General features: G+C 62.3%; 17 protein-coding genes and 1 pseudogene. 10 read left to right on the top strand and 8 right to left on the bottom strand.

Annotation, left to right across the window (positions count from 1 at the left end):
• Positions 1 to 285 (top strand): annotated as a pseudogene (locus tag NCR40_RS29495) (methyl-accepting chemotaxis protein); the annotation flags it as partial.
• 22 nt (positions 286 to 307) lie between these two features.
• Here the strand turns inward: NCR40_RS29495 and NCR40_RS29500 are convergent.
• The gene (locus NCR40_RS29500) at positions 308 to 1,246 is read right to left on the bottom strand and encodes an SMP-30/gluconolactonase/LRE family protein (RefSeq protein ID WP_250469463.1); all 939 of its coding nucleotides are present in this window, start codon (positions 1,244 to 1,246) and stop codon (positions 308 to 310) included.
• A gap of 219 nt (positions 1,247 to 1,465) precedes the next feature.
• Between NCR40_RS29500 and NCR40_RS29505 the strand changes: the two genes are divergently transcribed.
• The 4 genes from NCR40_RS29505 to NCR40_RS29520 all read left to right on the top strand — a co-directional run bounded on the left by NCR40_RS29505 (position 1,466) and on the right by NCR40_RS29520 (position 6,234).
• On the top strand, positions 1,466 to 3,013 hold the full coding sequence (locus tag NCR40_RS29505; RefSeq protein WP_250469464.1) for a UxaA family hydrolase: 1,548 nt from the start codon (positions 1,466 to 1,468) through the stop codon (positions 3,011 to 3,013).
• 95 nt (positions 3,014 to 3,108) lie between these two features.
• Positions 3,109 to 4,401, top strand: coding sequence for an MFS transporter (locus NCR40_RS29510; RefSeq protein WP_250511600.1), 1,293 nt, complete (start codon positions 3,109 to 3,111; stop codon positions 4,399 to 4,401).
• A gap of 17 nt (positions 4,402 to 4,418) precedes the next feature.
• Positions 4,419 to 5,225 carry an NAD-dependent epimerase/dehydratase family protein gene (locus tag NCR40_RS29515; RefSeq protein ID WP_250511601.1) on the top strand — a complete coding sequence of 269 codons (807 nt, stop codon included), beginning with the start codon at positions 4,419 to 4,421 and terminating at the stop codon, positions 5,223 to 5,225.
• Positions 5,226 to 5,262: 37 nt separating this feature from the next.
• A complete protein-coding gene (locus NCR40_RS29520) occupies positions 5,263 to 6,234 on the top strand; it encodes an amidohydrolase family protein (RefSeq protein ID WP_250511602.1) in 972 nt (323 codons plus the stop codon).
• Here the strand turns inward: NCR40_RS29520 and NCR40_RS29525 are convergent, their stop codons facing one another.
• The 5 genes from NCR40_RS29525 to NCR40_RS29545 all read right to left on the bottom strand — a co-directional run bounded on the left by NCR40_RS29525 (position 6,235) and on the right by NCR40_RS29545 (position 12,436).
• Positions 6,235 to 7,182: a 2-hydroxyacid dehydrogenase gene (locus tag NCR40_RS29525; protein WP_250511603.1), complete on the bottom strand. Its 948-nt coding sequence runs from the start codon at positions 7,180 to 7,182 to the stop codon at positions 6,235 to 6,237.
• 10 nt (positions 7,183 to 7,192) lie between these two features.
• A complete protein-coding gene (locus NCR40_RS29530) occupies positions 7,193 to 8,500 on the bottom strand; it encodes an MFS transporter (protein WP_250511604.1) in 1,308 nt (435 codons plus the stop codon).
• A gap of 39 nt (positions 8,501 to 8,539) precedes the next feature.
• Entirely contained in the window at positions 8,540 to 9,487 is a 948-nt protein-coding gene (locus tag NCR40_RS29535; RefSeq protein WP_250511605.1) for a dihydrodipicolinate synthase family protein, read from the bottom strand.
• Between the two features lie 177 nt (positions 9,488 to 9,664).
• Positions 9,665 to 11,425, bottom strand: a complete 1,761-nt coding sequence (locus tag NCR40_RS29540; protein WP_250511606.1) for an IlvD/Edd family dehydratase — start codon at positions 11,423 to 11,425, stop codon at positions 9,665 to 9,667.
• A 108-nt stretch (positions 11,426 to 11,533) separates the two neighbouring features.
• On the bottom strand, positions 11,534 to 12,436 hold the full coding sequence (locus NCR40_RS29545; RefSeq protein WP_244830616.1) for a LysR family transcriptional regulator: 903 nt from the start codon (positions 12,434 to 12,436) through the stop codon (positions 11,534 to 11,536).
• 106 nt (positions 12,437 to 12,542) lie between these two features.
• On the opposite strand from NCR40_RS29545, the gene NCR40_RS29550 reads away from it, so the two are divergent.
• Positions 12,543 to 13,664, top strand: coding sequence for a mandelate racemase/muconate lactonizing enzyme family protein (locus NCR40_RS29550; protein ID WP_244830614.1), 1,122 nt, complete (start codon positions 12,543 to 12,545; stop codon positions 13,662 to 13,664).
• 61 nt (positions 13,665 to 13,725) lie between these two features.
• On the opposite strand, the gene NCR40_RS29555 is transcribed toward NCR40_RS29550, so the two are convergent.
• Positions 13,726 to 14,970, bottom strand: coding sequence for a DUF1479 domain-containing protein (locus NCR40_RS29555; RefSeq protein WP_250511607.1), 1,245 nt, complete (start codon positions 14,968 to 14,970; stop codon positions 13,726 to 13,728).
• A gap of 95 nt (positions 14,971 to 15,065) precedes the next feature.
• On the opposite strand from NCR40_RS29555, the gene NCR40_RS29560 reads away from it, so the two are divergent.
• From NCR40_RS29560 to NCR40_RS29575, 4 genes are all read left to right on the top strand, one after another.
• The gene (locus tag NCR40_RS29560) at positions 15,066 to 16,022 is read left to right on the top strand and encodes a helix-turn-helix domain-containing protein (RefSeq protein ID WP_250511608.1); all 957 of its coding nucleotides are present in this window, start codon (positions 15,066 to 15,068) and stop codon (positions 16,020 to 16,022) included.
• Positions 16,023 to 16,107: 85 nt separating this feature from the next.
• Complete coding sequence (locus NCR40_RS29565; RefSeq protein ID WP_250511609.1) at positions 16,108 to 16,755, top strand: glucose-6-phosphate isomerase; 648 nt, start codon at positions 16,108 to 16,110, stop codon at positions 16,753 to 16,755.
• Positions 16,752 to 17,723 carry a shikimate dehydrogenase family protein gene (locus tag NCR40_RS29570; RefSeq protein WP_250511610.1) on the top strand — a complete coding sequence of 324 codons (972 nt, stop codon included), beginning with the start codon at positions 16,752 to 16,754 and terminating at the stop codon, positions 17,721 to 17,723. The genes NCR40_RS29565 and NCR40_RS29570 overlap by 4 nt, the downstream gene beginning before the upstream one ends.
• On the top strand, positions 17,723 to 18,001 hold the full coding sequence (locus NCR40_RS29575) for a DUF3253 domain-containing protein (RefSeq protein ID WP_250511611.1): 279 nt from the start codon (positions 17,723 to 17,725) through the stop codon (positions 17,999 to 18,001). The genes NCR40_RS29570 and NCR40_RS29575 overlap by 1 nt, the downstream gene beginning before the upstream one ends.
• Before the next feature lie 54 nt (positions 18,002 to 18,055).
• Here the strand turns inward: NCR40_RS29575 and NCR40_RS29580 are convergent, their stop codons facing one another.
• The gene (locus NCR40_RS29580; RefSeq protein ID WP_244830598.1) at positions 18,056 to 20,329 is read right to left on the bottom strand and encodes a phosphocholine-specific phospholipase C; all 2,274 of its coding nucleotides are present in this window, start codon (positions 20,327 to 20,329) and stop codon (positions 18,056 to 18,058) included.
• Positions 20,330 to 20,361: the final 32 nt, after the last annotated feature.

The following is a 20,361-nucleotide window of genomic DNA, read 5'->3' on the forward strand; positions in this document are numbered from 1 at the left end:
AACCAGGCCATCTCGCAGATGGACGAGGTCACGCAGCAGAACGCGGCACTCGTCGAAGAAGCGGCGGCAGCGGCTGGGTCGCTGGAAGATCAGGCCGAGCAATTGCGCACGACCGTCGCCGTGTTTCGCACGGGCCAGGCTGTCGTTGCCGCGAGCCGTGCGAACGCAGCGCCGGTGCACCGTCCTGCGCCCGCGTCGATCGTGAAGGCCGTTAAGCCTGCCGCGCCGAAGAAGCGCGCAGAACCCGCGGTCGCAGCCGGCGACGGCGACTGGGCCACGTTCTAAGCGATGAAACAGGGCGCTCGCGCTAAACGTTCGCGACGCCCTGCGTGTTCACGTACACCGAATAGATCGACTGCGACGCCGCCATGAAGAGACGGTTGCGCTTCGGTCCGCCGAAGCAAAGATTGGCGCATCGCTCGGGCAGGGCGATGCGTCCGATCGGCTTGCCCGCAGGCGAAAGAATCATCACGCCGTCGAGTTCGTCGCTGCCCATGCCCCAGCCGCACCACAAGTTGCCGTCGACATCGACGCGTATGCCGTCCACCGTTCCCACGCCCGCGTCGTAAAACACGCGTCCCCGGCCAATACCGCGCCCGTCCTCCGACACGTCGTACACGTGGATGAGCTTGTTCGGCACGCCGCGCGATTCGGTCACGTAAAGCAGTTTCTCGTCGGCCGAAAAACACAGACCGTTCGGTCCTTTCAGATCCGCCGTTACGAGGCTCGCTTCGAGCGTCTTTGCGTCGATGCGATAGATCGAATGCGGCAGTTCCGGCTCGGCCTTGTTGCCTTCATAGTGGCCCCAGATGCCCATGGGCGGATCGGTGAACCAGATCGAACCGTCGGACTTGACGACGACATCGTTAGGCGAATTGAGCGGCTTGCCATCGAACGATTCCATCAGCACGGTCATGCGGCCGTCGTATTCCGTGCGCGTGATGCGTCGCCCGTGTTCACACGTGATGAGCCGTCCTTGCCGGTCACGCGTGTTGCCATTCGCATGGTTCGATGCAGCGCGATACACGCTCACCGCACCCGTTTCCTCCTCCCAGCGCAGCATGCGGTTACTCGGGATATCGCTGAACAAGAGGAAGCGGCCATCGCCGAACCAGACCGGACCTTCCGTGAACCGAAAGCCCGTTGCAAGCCGCTCGACCGCGGAGAACGCCACACGATAGCGATCGAAGGATGGATCGAGCGAAATCACGCGCGGGTCGGGATAGCGTTCGGTCTGTTGCCACATGACATGTCTCCTTGTTATCAGCGTCGGCGCGGCGGCGGTTCCGGCGCTCCCGGTGTCTCAGCCCGCAGATTAGCGCGCCGGACTAAAAAATTTCTTGCTTCTCAAGCAAACCATAGCAAATCCCCGATCCGTATGATTGGCGCAGCGAGTGGTCCATCCAGTACTTCATGAAGCGGTCCATCAGGCGCGTACTCGCGGCGCATAACTTATACGAAACCCATGATCGAGCAGTCCGAAAAGCGCGTCGCCGGCCCGGTGATCCGTCTTCATTCCAATGACAACGTCGTGATTGCCCGCACGGATGTAGCGATGGGCACGCGCGTGGATGCCGAAGACTTCGTGAGCCGAAGCCAGGTCACGGCAGGCTACAAGATCGCCGCCCGCGCCATCCGGCAAGGCGAGCCGATCCGCAAATACAACGTGGTGATCGGTTTCGCCGCCGCCGATATCGCACCGGGCACGCTGGTTCACGGACACAACGTCGAGTTCCGCGACTTCGATCGCGACTACGCCTATGGCGAGGACTATCGCGCGGTCGAGCAGTTGCCCGTCGGGAAGCGCGCGACGTTTCAGGGCATCGTGCGCGCGGATGGCAGCGTGGCGACGCGCAATTACATCGGCATTCTCTCCACCGTGAATTGCTCGGCCACGGTCGTGCACAAGATCGCGGAATGGTTCACGCGCGAGCGACTGGCGGATTACCCGAACGTGGATGGCGTGGTGGCGTTCAGCCATTCGATCGGCTGCGGCATGGAGATGAGCGGCGAGCCCATGCAACTGCTGCGCCGCACGATGGCCGGCTACGCGCGCCACGCGAATCTCGCGGCGGCACTTATCGTCGGACTCGGTTGCGAACGCAATCAGTTGCAAGGCCTGCTCGATCAGGAGCATTTGAGCGCAAGTTCGCGACTGCATATCTTCACGATGCAGGAAACCGGCGGCACGCGCAAAACCATCGAGGCGGGCATTGAAGCTGTGAAGGCGTTGCTGCCCCGCGCCAACGACGTCACGCGCAGCACGGTCGATGCGAGCCATCTGAAGATCGGCCTGCAATGCGGCGGTTCGGACGGCTTTTCCTCGATCAGCGCGAATCCCGCGCTCGGCGCCGCAATGGACATTCTCGTGCGCCACGGCGGCACCGCCATCCTGTCGGAAACGCCCGAGGTCTATGGCGTCGAACATACGCTGACGCGCCGCGCCGTGAGCCGCGCGGTGGGCGAGAAACTCGTGGATCGCATCCGCTGGTGGAAGGAAGAATATTCGGTCGGTCGCGATGTGCAGATCAACGGCAAGGTGAGTCCGGGCAATCAGGTCGGCGGCCTCGCCAACATCTTCGAGAAATCGATCGGGTCGTCGATGAAAGGCGGCACCACGCCGCTCATGGAGGTGTATCGCTACGCCGAGCCCGTGACGCAAAACGGCCTCGTTTTCATGGATACGCCGGGCTTCGATCCGGTCTCCGCGACCGGACAGATCGCGGGTGGCGCGAACCTCATCGCGTTCACGACAGGGCGAGGTTCCATGTTCGGCGCGAAGCCCGTGCCATCGATCAAGCTCGCCACCAACACGCCGATGTATCGCCGTCTCACCGAGGACATGGACCTGAATTGCGGCGCCATTCTCGATGGCGAAGCGAGCATCGAAAGCATGGGGCAGGTCATCTTCGACGCGCTGCTCGCCACCGCTTCGGGCGAGCGCAGCAAGAGCGAACTGCTCGGCCTCGGCGATCACGAATTCGTGCCGTGGCAGATCGGCATCATGAGTTGAGAGTGAGGATTTAGACGCGACAGCATCGGCAAGGCAGGACCTTCGCGGCCGAGGGCTTCATGGCCGCTCCATAACTAAAGCAGTCAAGGAGACATATGAAGACCGGCAAATACCGCTATGTGGTCGCGGGCCTGCTATTCACGGCAGGCGCGATCAACTACATGGATCGCGCGGCGCTCGGCATCGTCGCGCCCATCGTTGGCAAGACGCTCGATCTTTCGCCCTCGCAACTCGGCATCATCTTCAGCAGCTTCTTCATCGGCTATTCCATCTTCTCCTTTCTCGGCGGCTATTTCTCCGACAAGTGGGGCACCGTGCGCGTGTTCACTTACGCCATGGGCATCTGGTCGCTGTTCTGCGGACTCACAGCGGCCGCGACGGGATTCGTCTCGCTGCTCGTATGCCGCGTGTTCTTCGGCATTGGCGAAGGGCCGATGAGCTCCAATACGAATCGCACGATCTCGAACTGGTTTCCGCGTCACGAGACCTCGACGATGATCGGTTTCACGTTCTCCGGACAGACACTCGGCAATGCCATTGCGGGACCGGTGGTCGGTCTGATCGCGTATGCGTTCGACTGGCGCACGTCGTTCATCGTGATCGCCGTGCTCGGCTTTCTGTGGCTCGTGGTGTGGCGCATCTTCGTGACCGACAAGCCCGCGCAAAACGCGCGCGTGCGCGATGACGAACGTCGCCTGATCGACGAGAGCCGTTCCATTGCCGAAGCCGCGAACGTGGAGGACGACGGCATGACGCTCGGCGCGTATCTGCGCCGCCCGAGCACGCTGGCGCTCGGCGCGGGTCTCTTCGCCGTGAACTACACACAGTACGTGTTCATCTCGTGGTTGCCGAGTTATCTGACCAACGTGATGCATCTCGACCTCAAGCAGATGAGCATCATCACGTCCATTCCGTGGATTTGCGGCGCCATTGGTTACTTTGGCGGCGGGCTGGTAGGCGACTGGATTTATCGTCGCATGGACGATCCCGTGAAGGCGCGCAAGCTCGTCGCGACGATTCCGCTCGCGCTGTCCGGTGTCGCCGTGCTGTGCATCACGTCGGCCACTTCGCTCGTGGCGGCGGTCGCGCTCATCGCGGCGGCGCTCCTGTTCCTCACCGGTTCGTGCCAGGCCATCTGGGCAATTCAGCACGAGATTCTGCCGCTGCATCGGCAGGGCGGCGTGGGTGGCTTCATCCACTTCTTGAGCAACCTGTCGGGCATCATCGGACCGGCGCTGACAGGGGTTCTCATCCAATACTTCGGCGGCTATCACAGCGCGTTCTTGTTCGGCGCGCTGATCGACTTCACCGGCGTCATCGCCATGGTGCTTTTCGTGCATAACCGTCGCGCATCCGAACTCGGCATCGCAAGCCAATCCTTGCGATAAACACGGAGAGACAACGCATGAAACGGGTTTTGATCACGGGCGCGGCCGGACTCATCGGCCGCGTGCTACGCGCCGGATTCGCGGGCCATTACGCGCTACGCCTTGCGGACATCGCGCCGCAAGCGAGCGCGGGGGAGCATGAGGAGATCGTCACTGCCGACATCACGCGTCCCGAGCGCTTGCGCGAGATCATGCAGGGCGTCGATGTGGTCGTGCATCTCGCGGGCATTCCCGACGAGGACACGTGGCAGAAGATCCGCGACATGAACATCGACGGCTGCTACAACGTCTTCGAGGCGGCGCGCGAGGCGGGCGTGAAACGCGTGGTGTTCGCGAGTTCGAATCATGCGGTGGGCTTTCATCGGCGCGACAGGATGATCGACGACACGGTCATGGTTCGTCCCGACAGCCGCTATGGTGTGTCGAAGGCGTTCGGCGAAGCGCTCGGGCGTTTGTATGCCGACAAGTACGGCATGTCGGTGGCGTGTTTGCGCATCGGTTCGTTTCGTCCCGACGACAAGCCTACCGAGCCGCGCCACCTTTATTCGTGGATCAGCCATCGCGACATGGTGCAATTGACGCGTTGTGCTATCGATGCGCCGGACTATCACTTCGTCATCGTTTATGGCGTGTCCGACAATGCGCGCAATCGCTGGAGCAATGCGAATGCGCGTGCGCTCGGCTATCGACCGGCGGACGACGCGCAGACGCATGCGCTGGAAATCTCCTCATCGCGCGAAGCGGAAGACGCGACCGAGGCGCAGTTTCATGGCGGCTTCGGTTGTCTTCGCGAGTTCGAGGGAGACACGCAGCGCATCGATTAATACGTGCAGGCACATTCGAATAAAACAGGAGACAGCCTTGTCGAAGTGGAATGGAAAGCGTCGCGAGACGCTGAAGGCGCTGAGTGCGCTCGTTGCATCCGCGGGTGGTTTGGCATTGAGCGGATGCGCAGAAACGCGAGTACAGAGTGACGCGCAGCAAGTGAAATGGTCCATCGGCACCGAGCGCACGAAGCTCGTGATGCCGCCCGATGCGACCGACTGCCATCATCACATCTACGATCATCGCTATCCGTGGGCACCCGAAGCGACGCTCAAGCCCGGCGATGCAACTGTCGACGATTATCGGCAACTGCAAAAGCGCATCGGCACGACGCGCAATGTCATCATCCAGCCGTCGAGTTATGGCGTCGATAACCGTCTGCTCGTCGAATCCATCGCGCGTTTCAACGGACGCGCACGCGGCATCGCGGTCGTCAATACGAGCGTGACTCAGACGGAACTCGAAGCCTTGAATCGCGCTGGCGTACGCGGTATCCGCTTCAATCTCGCGCCACCGGGAACGACCACGCTCGATATGGTGAAGCCGCTTGCGGCTCGTATTGCGCCAATGGGGTGGCATGTGCAGGTGAACGCACCCGCTGCGTTTTTGATGCAGGCGCGAAGCACGTGGTACGACTTGCCGTGTCCGGTCGTATTCGATCATCTTGCGCACGTGCCGGAACCCGATGCCGTGCATCAGGCTTCTTTTCAGATGGTCTCCGAGTTGCTGACGAGCGGGAAGGCGTACGTGAAGCTGATCGGCTTCTACAACGAGACGCAGGTCGGGCCGCCTTCGTATGCGGATAGCGTCGCGCTCGCGGCGGGCTTTGCTCGGGTCGCGCCGGAGCGCGTGCTGTGGGGAAGCGACTGGCCGCATCCGACGGAGCAGCCGTTGAACCGCATTCCCGATGATGCCTTGCTCGCGGACCTTTTCGCCAACGTCGTGCCGGATGAAGCGACGCGCAAGCGCATTCTCGTCGATACGCCCGCCACGCTGTATCAGTTCTAATCATTCGATATGGACAGGCGTCAATGCCCGTCCTGTCGTGAAGAACGAGACGACGTTGTCGGCGGTGAGTTTGGCCATTGCAAGCCGCGTCTCATGCGTCGCGCTGCCGATATGCGGGCTCAGCACGACATTGTCCAACTGTCGCAAAGGCGAATCGTTGAGCGGTTCGTGCTCGAAGACATCGAGCGCGGCGCCCGCGAGCGCCTGGCGTTCCAGCGCTGCAATCAGCGCCGCTTCATCCACGACGGAACCGCGCGCAATGTTCACGAGCATGCCCTTGGACCCAAGCGCGTCGAGCACGGTAGCATCGATCAGATGACGCGTCGCGCTGCCGCCCGGACAACTCGCGATCAGAATGTCCGACCAGCGCGCAAGCTGAACGGGCGTCTCGAACCATTCGAACGGCAGCGCCTGACGCGTGCGCCCGAAGTACGCGATCTCGACATGGAACGGCGCGAGTCTTCGCGCGATCTCCTTGCCGACGCGCCCCATGCCGACAATCCCGACGCGCTTGCCCGCCAGGTTCGAGCCGAGCGGCAGTACGCCGTTTGACCACGCGCCTTCGCGTACGAAGCGGTCGGCGCGCGGCAGTTGCCTTAGCATCGCGAGCACGAGTCCTATCGTCAGTTCGGCGACGGCCGCGTTGAGCAGATCGGGCGTGTTGGTCACGACGATGCCGCGTTCGCGCGCAAACTCGACCGGAATGCGGTCAAAGCCGACGCCGCTCGTCGCAATGATGCGCAGCGCGGGTAATCGTTCGATGAGCGCGATGTCGATGTCGTAGTTGGACCGTGTGACGATAGCGCCGATGCGCGCGCGGAGCGCGTCGTCAGCGCCGATCTCGGCGAGCGTGTGTAGAGCGAGGCGCTCTTTCAGCAAGGCCTCGGCAATGGCAGGAAACTCGCCTATCCGCAAAACGGGTGGCACATTCGTGTCGTTGGCGGTCATCGTCGAATCCTTACTTGTTGACGAGCTTCGCCGGCACGAAGACGAAAATCAGCAACGCCGACAACGCAAGCGAAGCCGCAACCACGAACAGTCCCGACGAAAGCGAATGCGTGATCGATTTGAGCCAGCCGATCACGGCCGGGCTTACGAATCCGGCAAGATTGCCCGTGCAGTTGATGAGCGCGATGCCCGCCGCCGCGCCCGTGCCGCCGAGAAACGCCGTGGGCAGCGCCCAGAACATCGGCAGCGCGGTGATGACGCCCGCAGTCGCGAGCGTGAGGCCGGCCACCGAGATCGCCGATGACGCGCCGAAGAGCGCGCACAGCACGAAGCCCGCTCCGGCAATGAGCGCGGGCAGCGCGACGTGCCAGCGCCGCTCGCGTGTGCGGTCGGCGTGCTTGCCGGTGAGGATCATCGCGATGAGGGCGACGGAGTAGGGAATCATCGTCAAAAGGCCGATGATGAACGCGTCTTCTATACCCGTCGAACGCAGGATGGTCGGCTGCCAGAAGCCGATTGCGTACGAACCCATGACAATGCCGAAGAGGATCAGACACATTAAATACACGCGCGCCGACGTGAACACCGCGCGCACCGAGCCGTGCGTTTGCGTGGCGGTATCGGCGGCGATTTCATCGAGGATCACGCGCTTTTCGGGTTCGGAGAGCCAGGTGGCGTCGGCGACGCGGTCATCGAGATGCTTCAGGATCACGAAGCCGAGTACGATGGACGGCACCGCTTCGATGATGAAGAGCCACTGCCAGCCTTCGAAGCCACCCACGCCGCTCATCGAATGCATGATCCAGCCGGACGCCGGTCCGCCGATAAGCCCCGACACCGGATTGCCCGCCATCAGGAGCGCAATCATCTTGCCGCGCCGATGCGACGGGAACCAGTACGTCAGATACAGCACCATGCCCGGAAAGAAGCCCGCTTCCGCGACACCGAGCAGAAACCGCACGGCGTAGAACTGCATGGGCGTGGAGACCCAGGCAGTGGCCATCGATAACGCGGCCCAGGTAATCATGATCCGCGCGATCCAGCGCCGCGCGCCGATGCGATGCAGCAGAAGGTTGCTCGGTACCTCGAAAAAAAAGTAACCAACGAAAAACAACCCCGCACCGAGGCCGTACACGGCTTCGCTCAGATGCAACGAGTTCAACATCTGCAGCTTGGCGAAGCCGACGTTGACGCGATCCAGATAAGCGACCACGTAGCCGACGAACAAGAGTGGCATGAAGCGCAGCGCAACGCGGCGAAAGATGGAATCGGCGTTGTCGGTTGCTATCGAGGCGGGAAGTGAAGGGCTGTCGTACAAGATTTGTCTCCGTTTTTATTCGTATGGTTGTACGGCGGTTCAGTGCGCGGGTTCGCGAACGCCGAGCTGATCGGCATGCGGAATGGAAAAGCCGATGGCGTCCAGCGCGTTTTCAAGCTGCACGCGTTGCTTGCCATCGAGTTCGACGAGCGGCGGGCGCAAATTCGCCCAGCCTTCATCGCCGGATTGCCATGCAATGGCCGCTTTCATCGCGGCGATCATCGGGAAGCGCTGGAACACCGCGCGCGTTTCGTCTAGGCGGCGTTGCTGTGCGGGCGCATCGACGGCGCGCCATTCGCGCGCGAGCTTGCCGATGGCTACCGCATTCACGTTGCCCGTCGCGGTGATGCAACCCGCGCCGCCCGCTTGCAACGTGCGCAACAGGAACGTCTCGCTGCCCGCGAAGACTTCGAAGCCCGTGGACGCGAAAGCATCGATCACGGCCGACGTGTTGTTCCAGTCGCCCGAGCTGTCCTTGATGCCCGCAATGGTGCCCGGATACGCCTTCAGCAAGCGTTCGATGAGTGCAAGGCTCAACGGCACCTGCGCGACCGGAGGAATGTGATAGAGATAAATCTTCAGACGCGCATCGGCGACAGCGTCTATCACGGTGGCGTATGCGCGGAACAGTCCTTCGTCGCTTACGCCCTTGTAGTAGAACGGCGGCAGCATCAGCACGCCGCCACAGCCGTTCGCTACCGCATGACGCGTGAGTTCGATGGTGTCCGGCAACGCACACGCGCCGGTGCCAGGCATCATGCGTGCAGCGGGCAGGCCTGCGCCGATGAGCGCATCGAGCAGTCCGCGCTTCTCCGCGACGGACATGGAGTTGGCCTCGGAATTCGTGCCGAACACGGCCAGCCCGACATCGTCGTCGAGCAACGCGCGGCAGTGGCGAATCAGACGCTCGGCCGATGGCGCGCCGTTATCGTCGAATGGCGTGAGAACGGGCGACAGCGCGCCCTGAAAGGTCTTTGATGTAGTCATGGCAAGCGTCTCCGGTGTCGTTCGAGGGTCGCGCCAGTATCGCCGTGGGTTGGATATCGAAGAACAAGGGTGCGCTTGCTTCAAAGACAAAAATTTCTTGTGTCTTATGCGGACGTTTCCCGTGAACGCAAAAAAGGCCGCTCGAAAGCGGCCCTGGCGTGCTTCAGCATGACGCGTCTAGCTTCTTGGCGTCGTGCCGCGCTTCTCCGTCGCGCGCAAGAAATCGAAGTCGACGCCTTTATCCGCTTGCGTCACCGTATCGAGAAACAGCTTGCGGTATCCACGCTCCGCTGTCGGTATCGTCACGGGATGTCGGGCCGCACGCGCAGCGAGTTCCTCGTCGCTGATGAGCAGGCTGATCTCGCGCTTAGACACGGACAGGCGAATGCGGTCGCCCGTCTGCACGTGCGCAAGCGGCCCGCCGATCGCCGATTCGGGCGTCACGTGCAGCACGATCGTGCCGAATGCGGTGCCGCTCATGCGGCCATCGGAGATGCGCACCATGTCCTTGACGCCCGCCGTCGCGAGCTTGCGCGGGATCGGAATGTACCCGGCTTCCGGCATGCCGGGCGCGCCCTTCGGACCGATGTTCTTGAGCACCAGAATGTCATCGGCGTTGACGTCGAGATCGGCGGAATCGATGCGCGTGGCCAAGTCCGCGCCGTTCTCGAACACCACCGCGCGGCCCTCGTGCTCCATGAGTTCGGCGTTCGCCGCCGATTGCTTGATGATCGCGCCGCCCGGCGCGAGATTGCCTTCTAGGACGGCAATACCGCCTTGCGGATAGATCGGGTTGTCGAACGAGCGCACGACATCCTGCACGAAGGCCGGACCCGCCGCTTCGATCTCCTCGCCGAGCGTGCGGCCCGTGACGGTCAGCGCGTTCAGATTGAGAAGCGGCTTGAGTTCGCGCAGCAGCGTGGCCATGCCGCCCGCCTTATGAAAATCCTCCATGTAATGCGAGCCGGACGGCTTCAGATCGAGCAGCACGGGCGTCTCTCGGCCCATGCGGTCGAGCGCTTTCAGATCGACGTCGTAGCCCATGCGTCCGGCAATGGCGGTCAGATGCACGATGCCATTGGTCGAACCGCCGATAGCCAGCAGCACGCGCATGGCGTTCTCGAAGGCATCGGCGGTGAGGATCTTGTCGATGGTGAGGTCGTCCTTCGCCATCCGCACGGCTTGCGTGCCTGTCATTTCGGCGACGCGCATGCGGTCCGATGTCACCGCGGGCGGCGCGGCGCCGCCCGGAACGGTCATGCCGAGCGCTTCGGCAATACACGCCATGGTGCTTGCCGTGCCCATCACCGAACACGTGCCCACGCTCGCGACGAGCTGGTTGTTGACCGCCGCGATTTCCGTCTCGTCGATCTCCTCCGCGCGAAAACGTCCCCAATAGCGCCGGCAATCGGTGCATGCGCCCACGCGCTCGCCGCGATGCGCGCCCGTCAGCATGGAACCGGTGATGAGCTGGATCGCCGGGATATTCGCCGATGCCGCACCCATCAGTTGCGCGGGCACGGTCTTGTCGCATCCGCCGATCAGCACGACGGCGTCCATGGGCTGCGCGCGAATCATCTCCTCGGTGTCGATCGACATGAGGTTGCGCAGATACATGCTGGTCGGCTGCGAGAACGATTCGGCAATGGAGATGGTCGGGAAGTCCATTGGCAGGCCACCCGCGAGCATGACGCCGCGCTTGACGGCCTCGATCAGCTGCGGCGCGTTGCCATGACACGGGTTATACGCGCTGCCCGTGTTGACGATGCCGATCACCGGCCGGTCGAGCGCGCTGTCCGTATAGCCCGCGCCCTTGATGAAAGCCTTGCGCAGAAAGAGCGAGAAGCCGCTGTCGCCATAGCTCGTCAGCGATTTGCGCAGGCCGCCGGGTTGCGGGTCTTGTTCAGCGCCGGACTTTTTCTTGAATGTGTCGCTCATGTTGCTGGCGTCTCCTGTAGGTGTGTCCGCATTATCGCGGCTGGCTTGCGTTGCCGCGACACGCTCGCGCTTGCTTCAAACCATAGAACTTCTTGCTTCCGGACGTGACTATTGCTTCGGTTTGCCCGACCCGTGCCGCGTCCGTTCGATAGAGTCCGCCGCGCCGAGAAACGCCTGCACGAGCCGGATGCGCGCGCATGAACGTCCCCATAACAAGCCGACGAGACGCTTGGGCGCCGCGTTGGGGAGCGCCCACTTGCGCACGGAAATGCCCGGATACTCGTGCGGCGCCCAGTCCGGCACGAGCGAGACGCCCAGCCCGCGATCGACCAGCGTGGCGATGGCCGCGAGGCCATCGAGTTCGCAGCGCTGATTCGGCTTGATGCCTTGCTGCCGTAAATACGCATCCGCGAGTTGGCCGCCGACCACGTTACGGTCGTATCGAATGAAGGGTTCTGAAAGCAAGGTCGCGTGGACGTCGTTGACGTTCATCGCGGCGGGCGTCAGAAGCACGAGCGGCTCCGTGCGAAACGTATGCCAGTCGCAGCTTTTCGGGAGATTGAAAAGCGGTTGCGCGATCACGGCGGCATCGAGATCGCCTGCCGTCACCTTGCGATAAAGATCGAGCGACGTGCCCGGCTCCAGATAGAAGTCCATCTGCGGATGATGACCGAGCAGCACCGCGAGCGCGTCGGGAATGAGGCTGCCCATCATCGTCGCCATGCCGCCAAGACGCAGTTGACCGCCTAATTGATCCGTGTCCTCGATGTCCGAACGCAAGTCGCGAATGTCGTGCAGCACCGCTCGCGCCCGCGCGAGAATGCGCTCGCCGGCTTCCGTCGCGCCCACCGTGCGGCCCGAGCGACGCACGAGCGTGGCGCCGAGTTCGGCTTCGAGCATCTTGACGCGTTGCGCGACGGCGGCGGGCGTCAGATCGAGCCTGCGCGCGGCTTCCGCGATCGAACCCAGTTCGACGACGAACACGAAGCTCTGCAGATAGCGCGAGTCCATCGATAAAAAATTTTGGGTTTGAAGAAGCCAAAGGATACTTCTTCTGCGGCGCGCATGTCATCAGACTCGTTCTTGCGGTTCTTGACGACAATACAGGGAGACAGCCATGCCTATCATCGAATCCATCGCCGTATGCGCGGCCGCGGTGCCGCTCGATCGCGTCACGTCCTTTTCGACGCGCACGGTGTCCACGCGTCATTACGGCCTCGTCAAGGTGCGCTCGACCGATGGCGTCGAAGGCATCGGCTTTTGCTATATCGGCAGCGCGGCGGGCGAATTGCTGACCGTGGCGGTGGAGCAGTTGCTCGCGCCGGTGCTGATCGGCCGCGACTCGTACGCTGTGGAAGGACTCTGGCAGACGATGTATAACGAAGCGCTGTTGCAAGGACGCGCGGGCACCGTGATGCGTGCGCTGTCCATTCTCGATGTCGCGCTGTGGGATCTCAACGCGCGCACGCATGGCGTGGCCTTGCACAAGTATCTCGGCGCGAACGAGCTCGAAAGCGTGCCGGCCTACGCGAGCGGTGGCTACTATCTCGACGGCAAGACACCTGAAAAGCTCGGCGAGGAAATGGCCGGCTACGTGGAGATGGGTTTTCGGGCGGTGAAGATGAAAGGCGGGCGTTTGTCGCCGCAGGAAGAGGAGCGGCGCGTGAAGGCGGCACGCGAAGCCGTCGGGCCCGACGTCGAACTGATGATCGACATGAACAACGGCTGGACCGATCTCACGCAGGCCTTGCAGCATGTGCGCCGCATCGAGCAATACGATCCGTACTTCATCGAAGAGCCCTTTTCGCCAGACGATGTCGACAATCACGCGAGGCTTGCGAAGGCCACGCGCATTCCGGTGGCGACGGGCGAGATCGGCTATGGCCGCTGGTATCACAAGGAATTGCTCGACCAGGGCGCGGCCGCGATTCTGCAATCAGATGCGGCCGTGTGCGGCGGCATTACTGAATGGCGCAAGATCGCGGCGACGGCGGCAAGTCATGGTGTCGTGATGTGTCCGCACTGGTTCCACGACCTGCATGCGCCGCTCGTTGCTGCCACGCCGAACGCGCGCTACGTCGAATACTTCTGGGACGATCAGGTGCTCAACTTCCGCCGTCTGGTGGACCGCCAGTTGTCGCATGAGAATGGGCGCGTCAAGCTGCACGACGCGCCGGGTCTCGGTTTCTCCTTCGATGAATCGCAGGTAGCGAAGTACGGGCAGTGGAAGCGGATTTGAAGGCTTTTATTCGGTCCTGGTTGCGATGGCGTGCGCCCGTTTTATCGACGACTCATGAGCTTTAAAGATCGAACCCGAGTTGCGCTTTGCCGAGCGGCGTCAGGTCTTGCATCGTGGCGCGTCCGACGAAGTCGACCTCGAAGTGATCGGCGGGAAAGTCGGGCGGGCTTCTGCCTTCGAGGAAAGCGGGCAACTGGCGTTTGAGATATTCGTCGTTCTTGGCGCACGCAGGCGCCGAAGCGATATACATCACGTTGCTGTAGCCCGCGCCGCGATGCGCGTCTTCCACAGCGTGGATCACGTCGCTGTGCCAGAAGACGGTGTCGCCCGCCCGCATGTGCGGGATCGAAGACAACGCTTCGAAAAGCGGTGCATGAAATTCGGGCTTGATGGAAAGCGCGCGGCCGGGCAAGGCGCCGCACAGGTCGTCGTCGGCGACATCGTCCTGAAGGGCGCGCAACAGGATATACGCCATCGAGTTCGCAATCGGCACGAGCTGCAACGTGCCGTCGCCCGGACCTTGCGGCGTGAGCGCGGTCCATCCTTGAAACGTGCGGAACATGGAGCACACCGCGGGCGACGCGATCTCCTCGACATCCGGCCGGAACGCGGCGTCGAATGGGTCATATTGACGCCAGTTGCCGTCGAACACATGCCGGTACACCTTGCGGAAATTTGCTTCGATCCACCGTTCGACCGAGCCGCCGTCGCAATGCGCGGACAGACCCAACGACTCGGAGCCGGGCGGACGTCGACGCATGCGGTCGGCATACACCGGCACGCGCTCGGGATCGAAATGAACGCGGCCTTCGCTCTCGACGCGCCACAAGCGGTTGAGGAACACGCGCGCCGCAGTCAAGGAAGGCGCCTGCCGTGCCAGCACCTGCGGCTTCGACCAGTACACGCCGTAAATCTGCGGCTTGCTCGAGGCGAGCTGGCCGAAGTATTTGTCCTCGGCGCGGTTCTGCAGTCGCGTATCGAGGTCGTTGCGCTCGACATACTCCGCGATATCGCGGTCCCATTGTTCGACGCGCGATGCTTCGAACACATTGCGGATCACGCACGCACCACGCGACTTGATGAGTGCGATCTGCTCCGCGCTCACACGCTGCTGCGCGATCTCGGAGAACTGGATTTCAGGGATGACGTTCTCGCCGCGATTACGTCGCTCGGCAATCTCGCTGGCCTCGGCGTGGATTGCTTCTTCCACTTCGGCGAAGACTTCGCGATAGTTCGGCAGCCGCTCGCGAAGCGCTCGTTTGGCCTGCCGGATGGTTGCCGGCAAATCGTCAATTTCAAGTGCCATGGTTGTCTCCGTATGGGTTTTGCCATACCGGCAGAATAGGCCGATCACGCCTGCAGAAGTGATACCATCCGGACAACTTCTTCGCGCTTTCTGCCATGAAACCCGCATACGAACACGTCGAATTCGGTGATGAATGTTCGGTGAGGGTTTACCACCGGCGTCTGCCGCGCATTCCTTTCGAATGGCACCATCATCCCGAATACGAGTTGACGCTCACGCTCAACAGCCACGGCAAGCGTTATATCGGCGATTCGATCGAGGGTTACGCCGACGCGGATCTGGTGCTCGTGCCGCCGAATCTCCCGCATACGTGGGCGTCGAACCGTTCGATCGATTCGAGCGTGCCTCAGGTCGCCATCGTGATCTGGTTCAGTGGCGAATGGGCGCGGCGGCTCGCGGATGTCTGCCCCGAATACACACCCTTGCGCGACCTCTTGCGCCGAGCCGCGTGCGGACTGGCGTTCGGTGAGGAAGTCGGCGACGCGATGCGCACGCAACTCGACAAGCTGCTTTGCGACGCGCCCCGCGAACGCCTGGGCGCCGCGCTGAACGTGCTTTGCTCGCTGGCGGAAGCGCCTGGTCGACCGCTTGCATCGCCTGCTGCGTTCAGTGAGCGTACGGAGGGTCCTTCGGGTCACGAACCGGAACGCATCAACCGCGTGCTCTCGATGATCGACTCGCGCTTTGCCGAACCGCTGCGCCTTTCCGAGCTTTGCGAGGCGGCCAACGTGTCGGAACGTTCGCTTGCGCGCTACTTCGAGCAGCACATGGGCGAGAGCGTGGGACGATACATCACGCGGGTCAGAATCGGACATGCCTGCCGCATGCTCGCGCATACGTCCGCGCCGGTGTCCGTCGTCGCGGCGCGCTCCGGGTTTCCGAATGTCGCCAACTTCAACCGGCAATTCAAGGCGATGAAGGACCTCACGCCCGTCGCTTATCGAAGACAATTCGCGGCCGGTGATGTTGCCGAGGCGCACGCCGGGCCGCGTATCACCGAGCGCTCGCCTTCGTTGCAGCGCAATCCGCGCATGCCGAAGTCGATTGCGTGACGGCGTCATGCGTCACGGTCACGCATGACGCCACTTAAGTTAGCATTGACCCTTCCGTTTTTGCAACCTTCCTTGGAGATGGCTCATGCAATGGCCTGAACCGCGCTCATTCGATGTGAACCTGAATACCGGGCTGATGGAAGGCACGGGCACGCGCTACCAGAAGCGCCTCGACGATCTCGCCGGCTTGTACGCCGATGCATCCGCCTTCGACGCGCTGGCTTCCGCTCGCGGCAAGGATGTCGTGTACGACGTGACCGATCATCGCCCAAGCGATCAGCCGGGCGACCTCATCACCGGCGTCACGCGCATGTCGCCAGGGAAGGTCGGCCGCGAATACTTCATGACGCGCGGGCATATTCACGCGAACATCGACCGGCCGGAGTTGTATTTCGGTCTGAAGGGCGACGGGCTCATGTCGATGGAGTCGCCGGACGGAGAGACACGCATCGTCGAAATACACGCGCATACCGTGTGCTACGTGCCGCCGCGCTGGATTCATCGTTCCGTCAACACGGGCGCGGAAGACTTCGTGATGCTGTTCTGCTATCCGGCGGATTCGGGGCAGGACTACGCGATCATCGAACAAGCGGGCGGCATGCGCTTGCGTATCGTCGATGACGGTCAGGGCGGCTGGCGCAGCGAAGCGAATACTGCGTATCGCGAGCGTTCGCAGGCCGACGTGGAAGCGCTGATCGCGCGCGGCGCGCGTGCCGAAGGAGCGGCGCGATGAGTTACCAAGCCGCGCAACGGCCGACGTTTTACTTCATCGGCGTGACGACCGCGCAAAGTTCGATCATGCGCGTGTTTCCCGCATGGGCAAGACATCTCGGGCTCGGCAATGTCGAGATGAAGGGTATCGATTTCGAGCCGCATTCGCCGGCGAATGCGTATCGCGAAGCCGTCGAGTTCTTGCGTGACGATCCCTTGTCGGTTGGCGCGCTCGTCACCACGCACAAGATCGACTTGTACGCTGCATGCCGCGATCTTTTCGATGAGATCGATCCTCACGCGCTCATGATGAGCGAAACGAGTTGCCTCTCCAAGCGCAATGGCAAGTTCGTCTGTCACGCCAAGGACCCGATCACTTCCGGCTTCGCGCTCGATGGCTTCCTGCCCGAACAGCATTTCGCAACGACGGGCGCGGAAGCGTTCTCTATGGGCGCGGGCGGCTCGACCATTGCGATGACATGGCATCTGATGCAACCAGGCCGTGGCGCGAATCGGCCGTCGAAGGTGATCGTATCGGACCGTTCCGCGGCGCGGCTCGAGGAGATCGAGCGGATTCATCGAGAGGTCGGCGCTGGCGTTGCATGCGAGTACGTGCTCGTGCAGGACGCAAAGGACAATGACGCGGTGCTCGCGCGATTGTCGCCGGGCGCGTTGGTGATCAATGCGACGGGACTGGGCAAGGACGCGCCAGGTTCGCCGCTCAGCGACGCAGCCGTGTTCCCGGAACGCGCCGTGGTTTGGGAGCTGAATTATCGCGGCGATCTGGTCTTTCTCGAACAGGCGCGTGCGCAGGCGCTTCAAAAGCAATTGCAGATAGAAGACGGGTGGACTTACTTCATCTACGGCTGGACCCGCGTGATGGCCGAAGTGTTCCATGTCGAGATTCCGTCGCGTGGACCCGCGTTCGATGAGCTATGCCGGATCGCGGCGGAAGCGGGCAAGCCGGCGCCTGCGCGCCCGGTTGCGTGATGAGCGTATCTACGCGGGACATCGAAAATTGCGCGCTGGATTTGCTTGGCGGACGTGCCGCGACTTCTTCCATTTGTCCATCGGATGTGGCACGCAATCTAGTGAGCGACGAAGATGGATGGCGCGCGCTGATGCCTTTGGTCAGGGACGTAGCCGCGCAAATGGCGCGTGAAGGCAAAGTGCTGATCACACAAGGGGACGTGACGCTGGACCCCGATGCAATGAGTCATGGGCCCATTCGCTTGCGGCGCGGGCCGGCTTTTCCGGCATCGGCATAAAGAGCGTAAGCGGTCCGCGTCATCGTCGAGCCGACGCGGACCGGTTCATGCACGTTAAGAAGCCATCCCCATGGCCGGATCGGAAACGAGGTCCTTGCCATTCTCCACACGTCCCGCGAAGCGTCGCTTGAACGCGTTCAGACCGCTGCACGTGACCATGAAGTCGTACCAGTTGCCGCTATCGGCAATTGGCCAGGTCACTTCGACGACCGAATTCGCAGCCACCGTCGTGACCCACGGACCATTCGTGAGATAGGCCAGCGCTGCCGTCGTGAACGTGCACGACTGATTGCCGCGGTTGTAGAGCTTCACGCTGACGAGCGACGTATCGCACGGCTGATAGCAAACCTGAATCTCGGCATTCGCGGATGCGCTCACTTCCTTCAGATTGCCCGCAAACTCGCGGTGGTAACCATTGGGTCCAAGCACCCACAGGTCGTATCGCCCCGCATCGCTGGCAGGCACGGTCCACGTTCCCGTCAGCGACTTGCCCGCCTCGACGACGAAGCGGCGCGGCACGAGTTCGAGATGGTTTCTGTCGTACACATGAAACACCGCGCCCGCGTTGTTCGTGCTGCCATTCGCGAATTCGAGCGCGACCGTGCTTGCGTTGGCGTTCACATGCGCGGTCGTGTGCAGCTCGTAAGGCAAGGCGCGCGACGGACGTGTACCGGTAGCCTGCGCGGGCAACGGCGAACTCGCCGTCACGGACTGCGCCTGGATCGCGGATGCCGCCGCCTGCGACTTGGCGAGCGCATCGGCCGAGTCCTTCGTCGTGCGCCCGGAGAGCGTCGGCAGCGCGGCATCGTTCGGATTGACGAAGTTGAAGCACGAGGTCAGGTCGCCGCAAATCGCACGCCGATAGCTGCTGATCTGCGGTTCGGTCACGCCGAAGCGCTTTTCGAGGAACATGAGCGTCGAGGTGTGATCGAAGACTTGCGAGTTCACAAAGCCGCCACGGCTCCACGGCGAGATCACCCACATCGGCACGCGCGGGCCGGGGCCGTATGGTCGTCCGTCGGTCTTCGGCTGATTGCTCGTTGCCGGCGCGAAGTTGTGATATTCCACCGCCATGTCGGTGTCGGACAAGGTGCTCGCACCCGCGAGCGTGCCATCGCTTGCGTGCGACGGCGCGCTCGGCGGCGGAAGGTGATCGAAGAAGCCATCGTTCTCGTCGTAATTGACGAGCAGCACGGTCTTGCTCCACACATCCGGGTTCGCGGTCAGCGCATCGAGCACTTCCTGCACGTACCAGCCGCCTTGCGTGGGACTCGACGGACCGGGATGCTCGCTATACACGGACGGCGGGATGATCCACGATACGGCAGGCAGCGTGCCCTTCTGGATGTCGTCGCGAAACGTTTCGAGAAAGCCCTGCGGCATGGTGTTGCCGAAGCCTTTCGCGAGCGGACTCAGGGCGTCGTCGATCGATGAATCGTAGAACGCGCCCGCCGCCGTCACGGGTTGCGTGATGTCCGTATTCGCCACGTACACCGGTCGCCGTGCGGCGGGCATCTGCTCGATTGCGGTGCGCCAGTGGCGAAAGCTCATCATCTCGTTGCAGCCGAAATTGTCGATGAGGCTTTGATACACCTTCCAGCTCACGCCCGCGTTTTGCAGACGGTCGGCATAGGTCGTCCAGGTCCAGCCGGTGGACGACGAGCCAATGTCATTGCCGCCATTGAACTCGTTGTTCAATGCGGCCACCTTGACCGGCGCGTTGGTCGACGGACTCAAACCGTTGGGACCGTTCGTGCCGGTCCAGTAGAAGAGACGGTTTGCAATCGTGCCGGTGTGCATGCCGCAGTGATACGAATCGCACAGCGTGAAGGCGTCCGCGAGCGCGCGATGAAAGGGCACTTCGACCGTTTCGTAATAGCCCATCGACAAGGGCTTCTTCGCGGTCGGCCATGCGGCCATGCGGCCGTTGTCCCATGCGGCCTGCGAGTCGGACCACGTATGCGGTGTGCTGCCCGCGCGCAGTGCGTTGCCTTTCGACTCGTCGAGATGATAGGGAATCAGCGTGCTCGTCGAGCCGGAACTCGTGTAGTTCTGATAGAAGACGTTTGCGCCGTTCGGCGAGGGAATGGCAAAGCGGTCGCCATAACCGCGCACGCCCTTGAAAGTGCCGAAATAGCTGTCGAACGAACGGTTTTCCAGCATCAGCAACACGACGTGCTGAACGTCCCTGATCGTGCCCGTGACATTGTTCGCGTCGATGGCGAGCGCGCGCCGAATAGCAGGCGGGAACGTCGAAAGCACGGCGGCGGAAGCGGCGGTGCCAAGCGACGTCTTGATGAAGCTTCGTTTAGATGGACTGAATGTCATGCCATTGATGAGTTTTTGATGTGGGAATGCGA

The sequence above is a fragment of the Caballeronia sp. GACF4 genome, assembly GCF_023631025.1.
Classification (GTDB): domain Bacteria; phylum Pseudomonadota; class Gammaproteobacteria; order Burkholderiales; family Burkholderiaceae; genus Caballeronia.

Coding starts and splice junctions, on each gene's coding strand:
- NCR40_RS29565 (WP_250511609.1), top strand. CDS start 16,108: ATGCAATGGCCTGAACCGCGCTCATTCGATGTGAACCTGAATACCGGG.
- NCR40_RS29540 (WP_250511606.1), bottom strand. CDS start 11,425: ATGAGCGACACATTCAAGAAAAAGTCCGGCGCTGAACAAGACCCGCAA.
- NCR40_RS29500 (WP_250469463.1), bottom strand. CDS start 1,246: ATGTGGCAACAGACCGAACGCTATCCCGACCCGCGCGTGATTTCGCTC.
- NCR40_RS29510 (WP_250511600.1), top strand. CDS start 3,109: ATGAAGACCGGCAAATACCGCTATGTGGTCGCGGGCCTGCTATTCACG.
- NCR40_RS29535 (WP_250511605.1), bottom strand. CDS start 9,487: ATGACTACATCAAAGACCTTTCAGGGCGCGCTGTCGCCCGTTCTCACG.
- NCR40_RS29550 (WP_244830614.1), top strand. CDS start 12,543: ATGCCTATCATCGAATCCATCGCCGTATGCGCGGCCGCGGTGCCGCTC.
- NCR40_RS29505 (WP_250469464.1), top strand. CDS start 1,466: ATGATCGAGCAGTCCGAAAAGCGCGTCGCCGGCCCGGTGATCCGTCTT.
- NCR40_RS29515 (WP_250511601.1), top strand. CDS start 4,419: ATGAAACGGGTTTTGATCACGGGCGCGGCCGGACTCATCGGCCGCGTG.
- NCR40_RS29555 (WP_250511607.1), bottom strand. CDS start 14,970: ATGGCACTTGAAATTGACGATTTGCCGGCAACCATCCGGCAGGCCAAA.
- NCR40_RS29560 (WP_250511608.1), top strand. CDS start 15,066: ATGAAACCCGCATACGAACACGTCGAATTCGGTGATGAATGTTCGGTG.
- NCR40_RS29575 (WP_250511611.1), top strand. CDS start 17,723: ATGAGCGTATCTACGCGGGACATCGAAAATTGCGCGCTGGATTTGCTT.
- NCR40_RS29525 (WP_250511603.1), bottom strand. CDS start 7,182: ATGACCGCCAACGACACGAATGTGCCACCCGTTTTGCGGATAGGCGAG.
- NCR40_RS29570 (WP_250511610.1), top strand. CDS start 16,752: ATGAGTTACCAAGCCGCGCAACGGCCGACGTTTTACTTCATCGGCGTG.
- NCR40_RS29580 (WP_244830598.1), bottom strand. CDS start 20,329: ATGACATTCAGTCCATCTAAACGAAGCTTCATCAAGACGTCGCTTGGC.
- NCR40_RS29545 (WP_244830616.1), bottom strand. CDS start 12,436: ATGGACTCGCGCTATCTGCAGAGCTTCGTGTTCGTCGTCGAACTGGGT.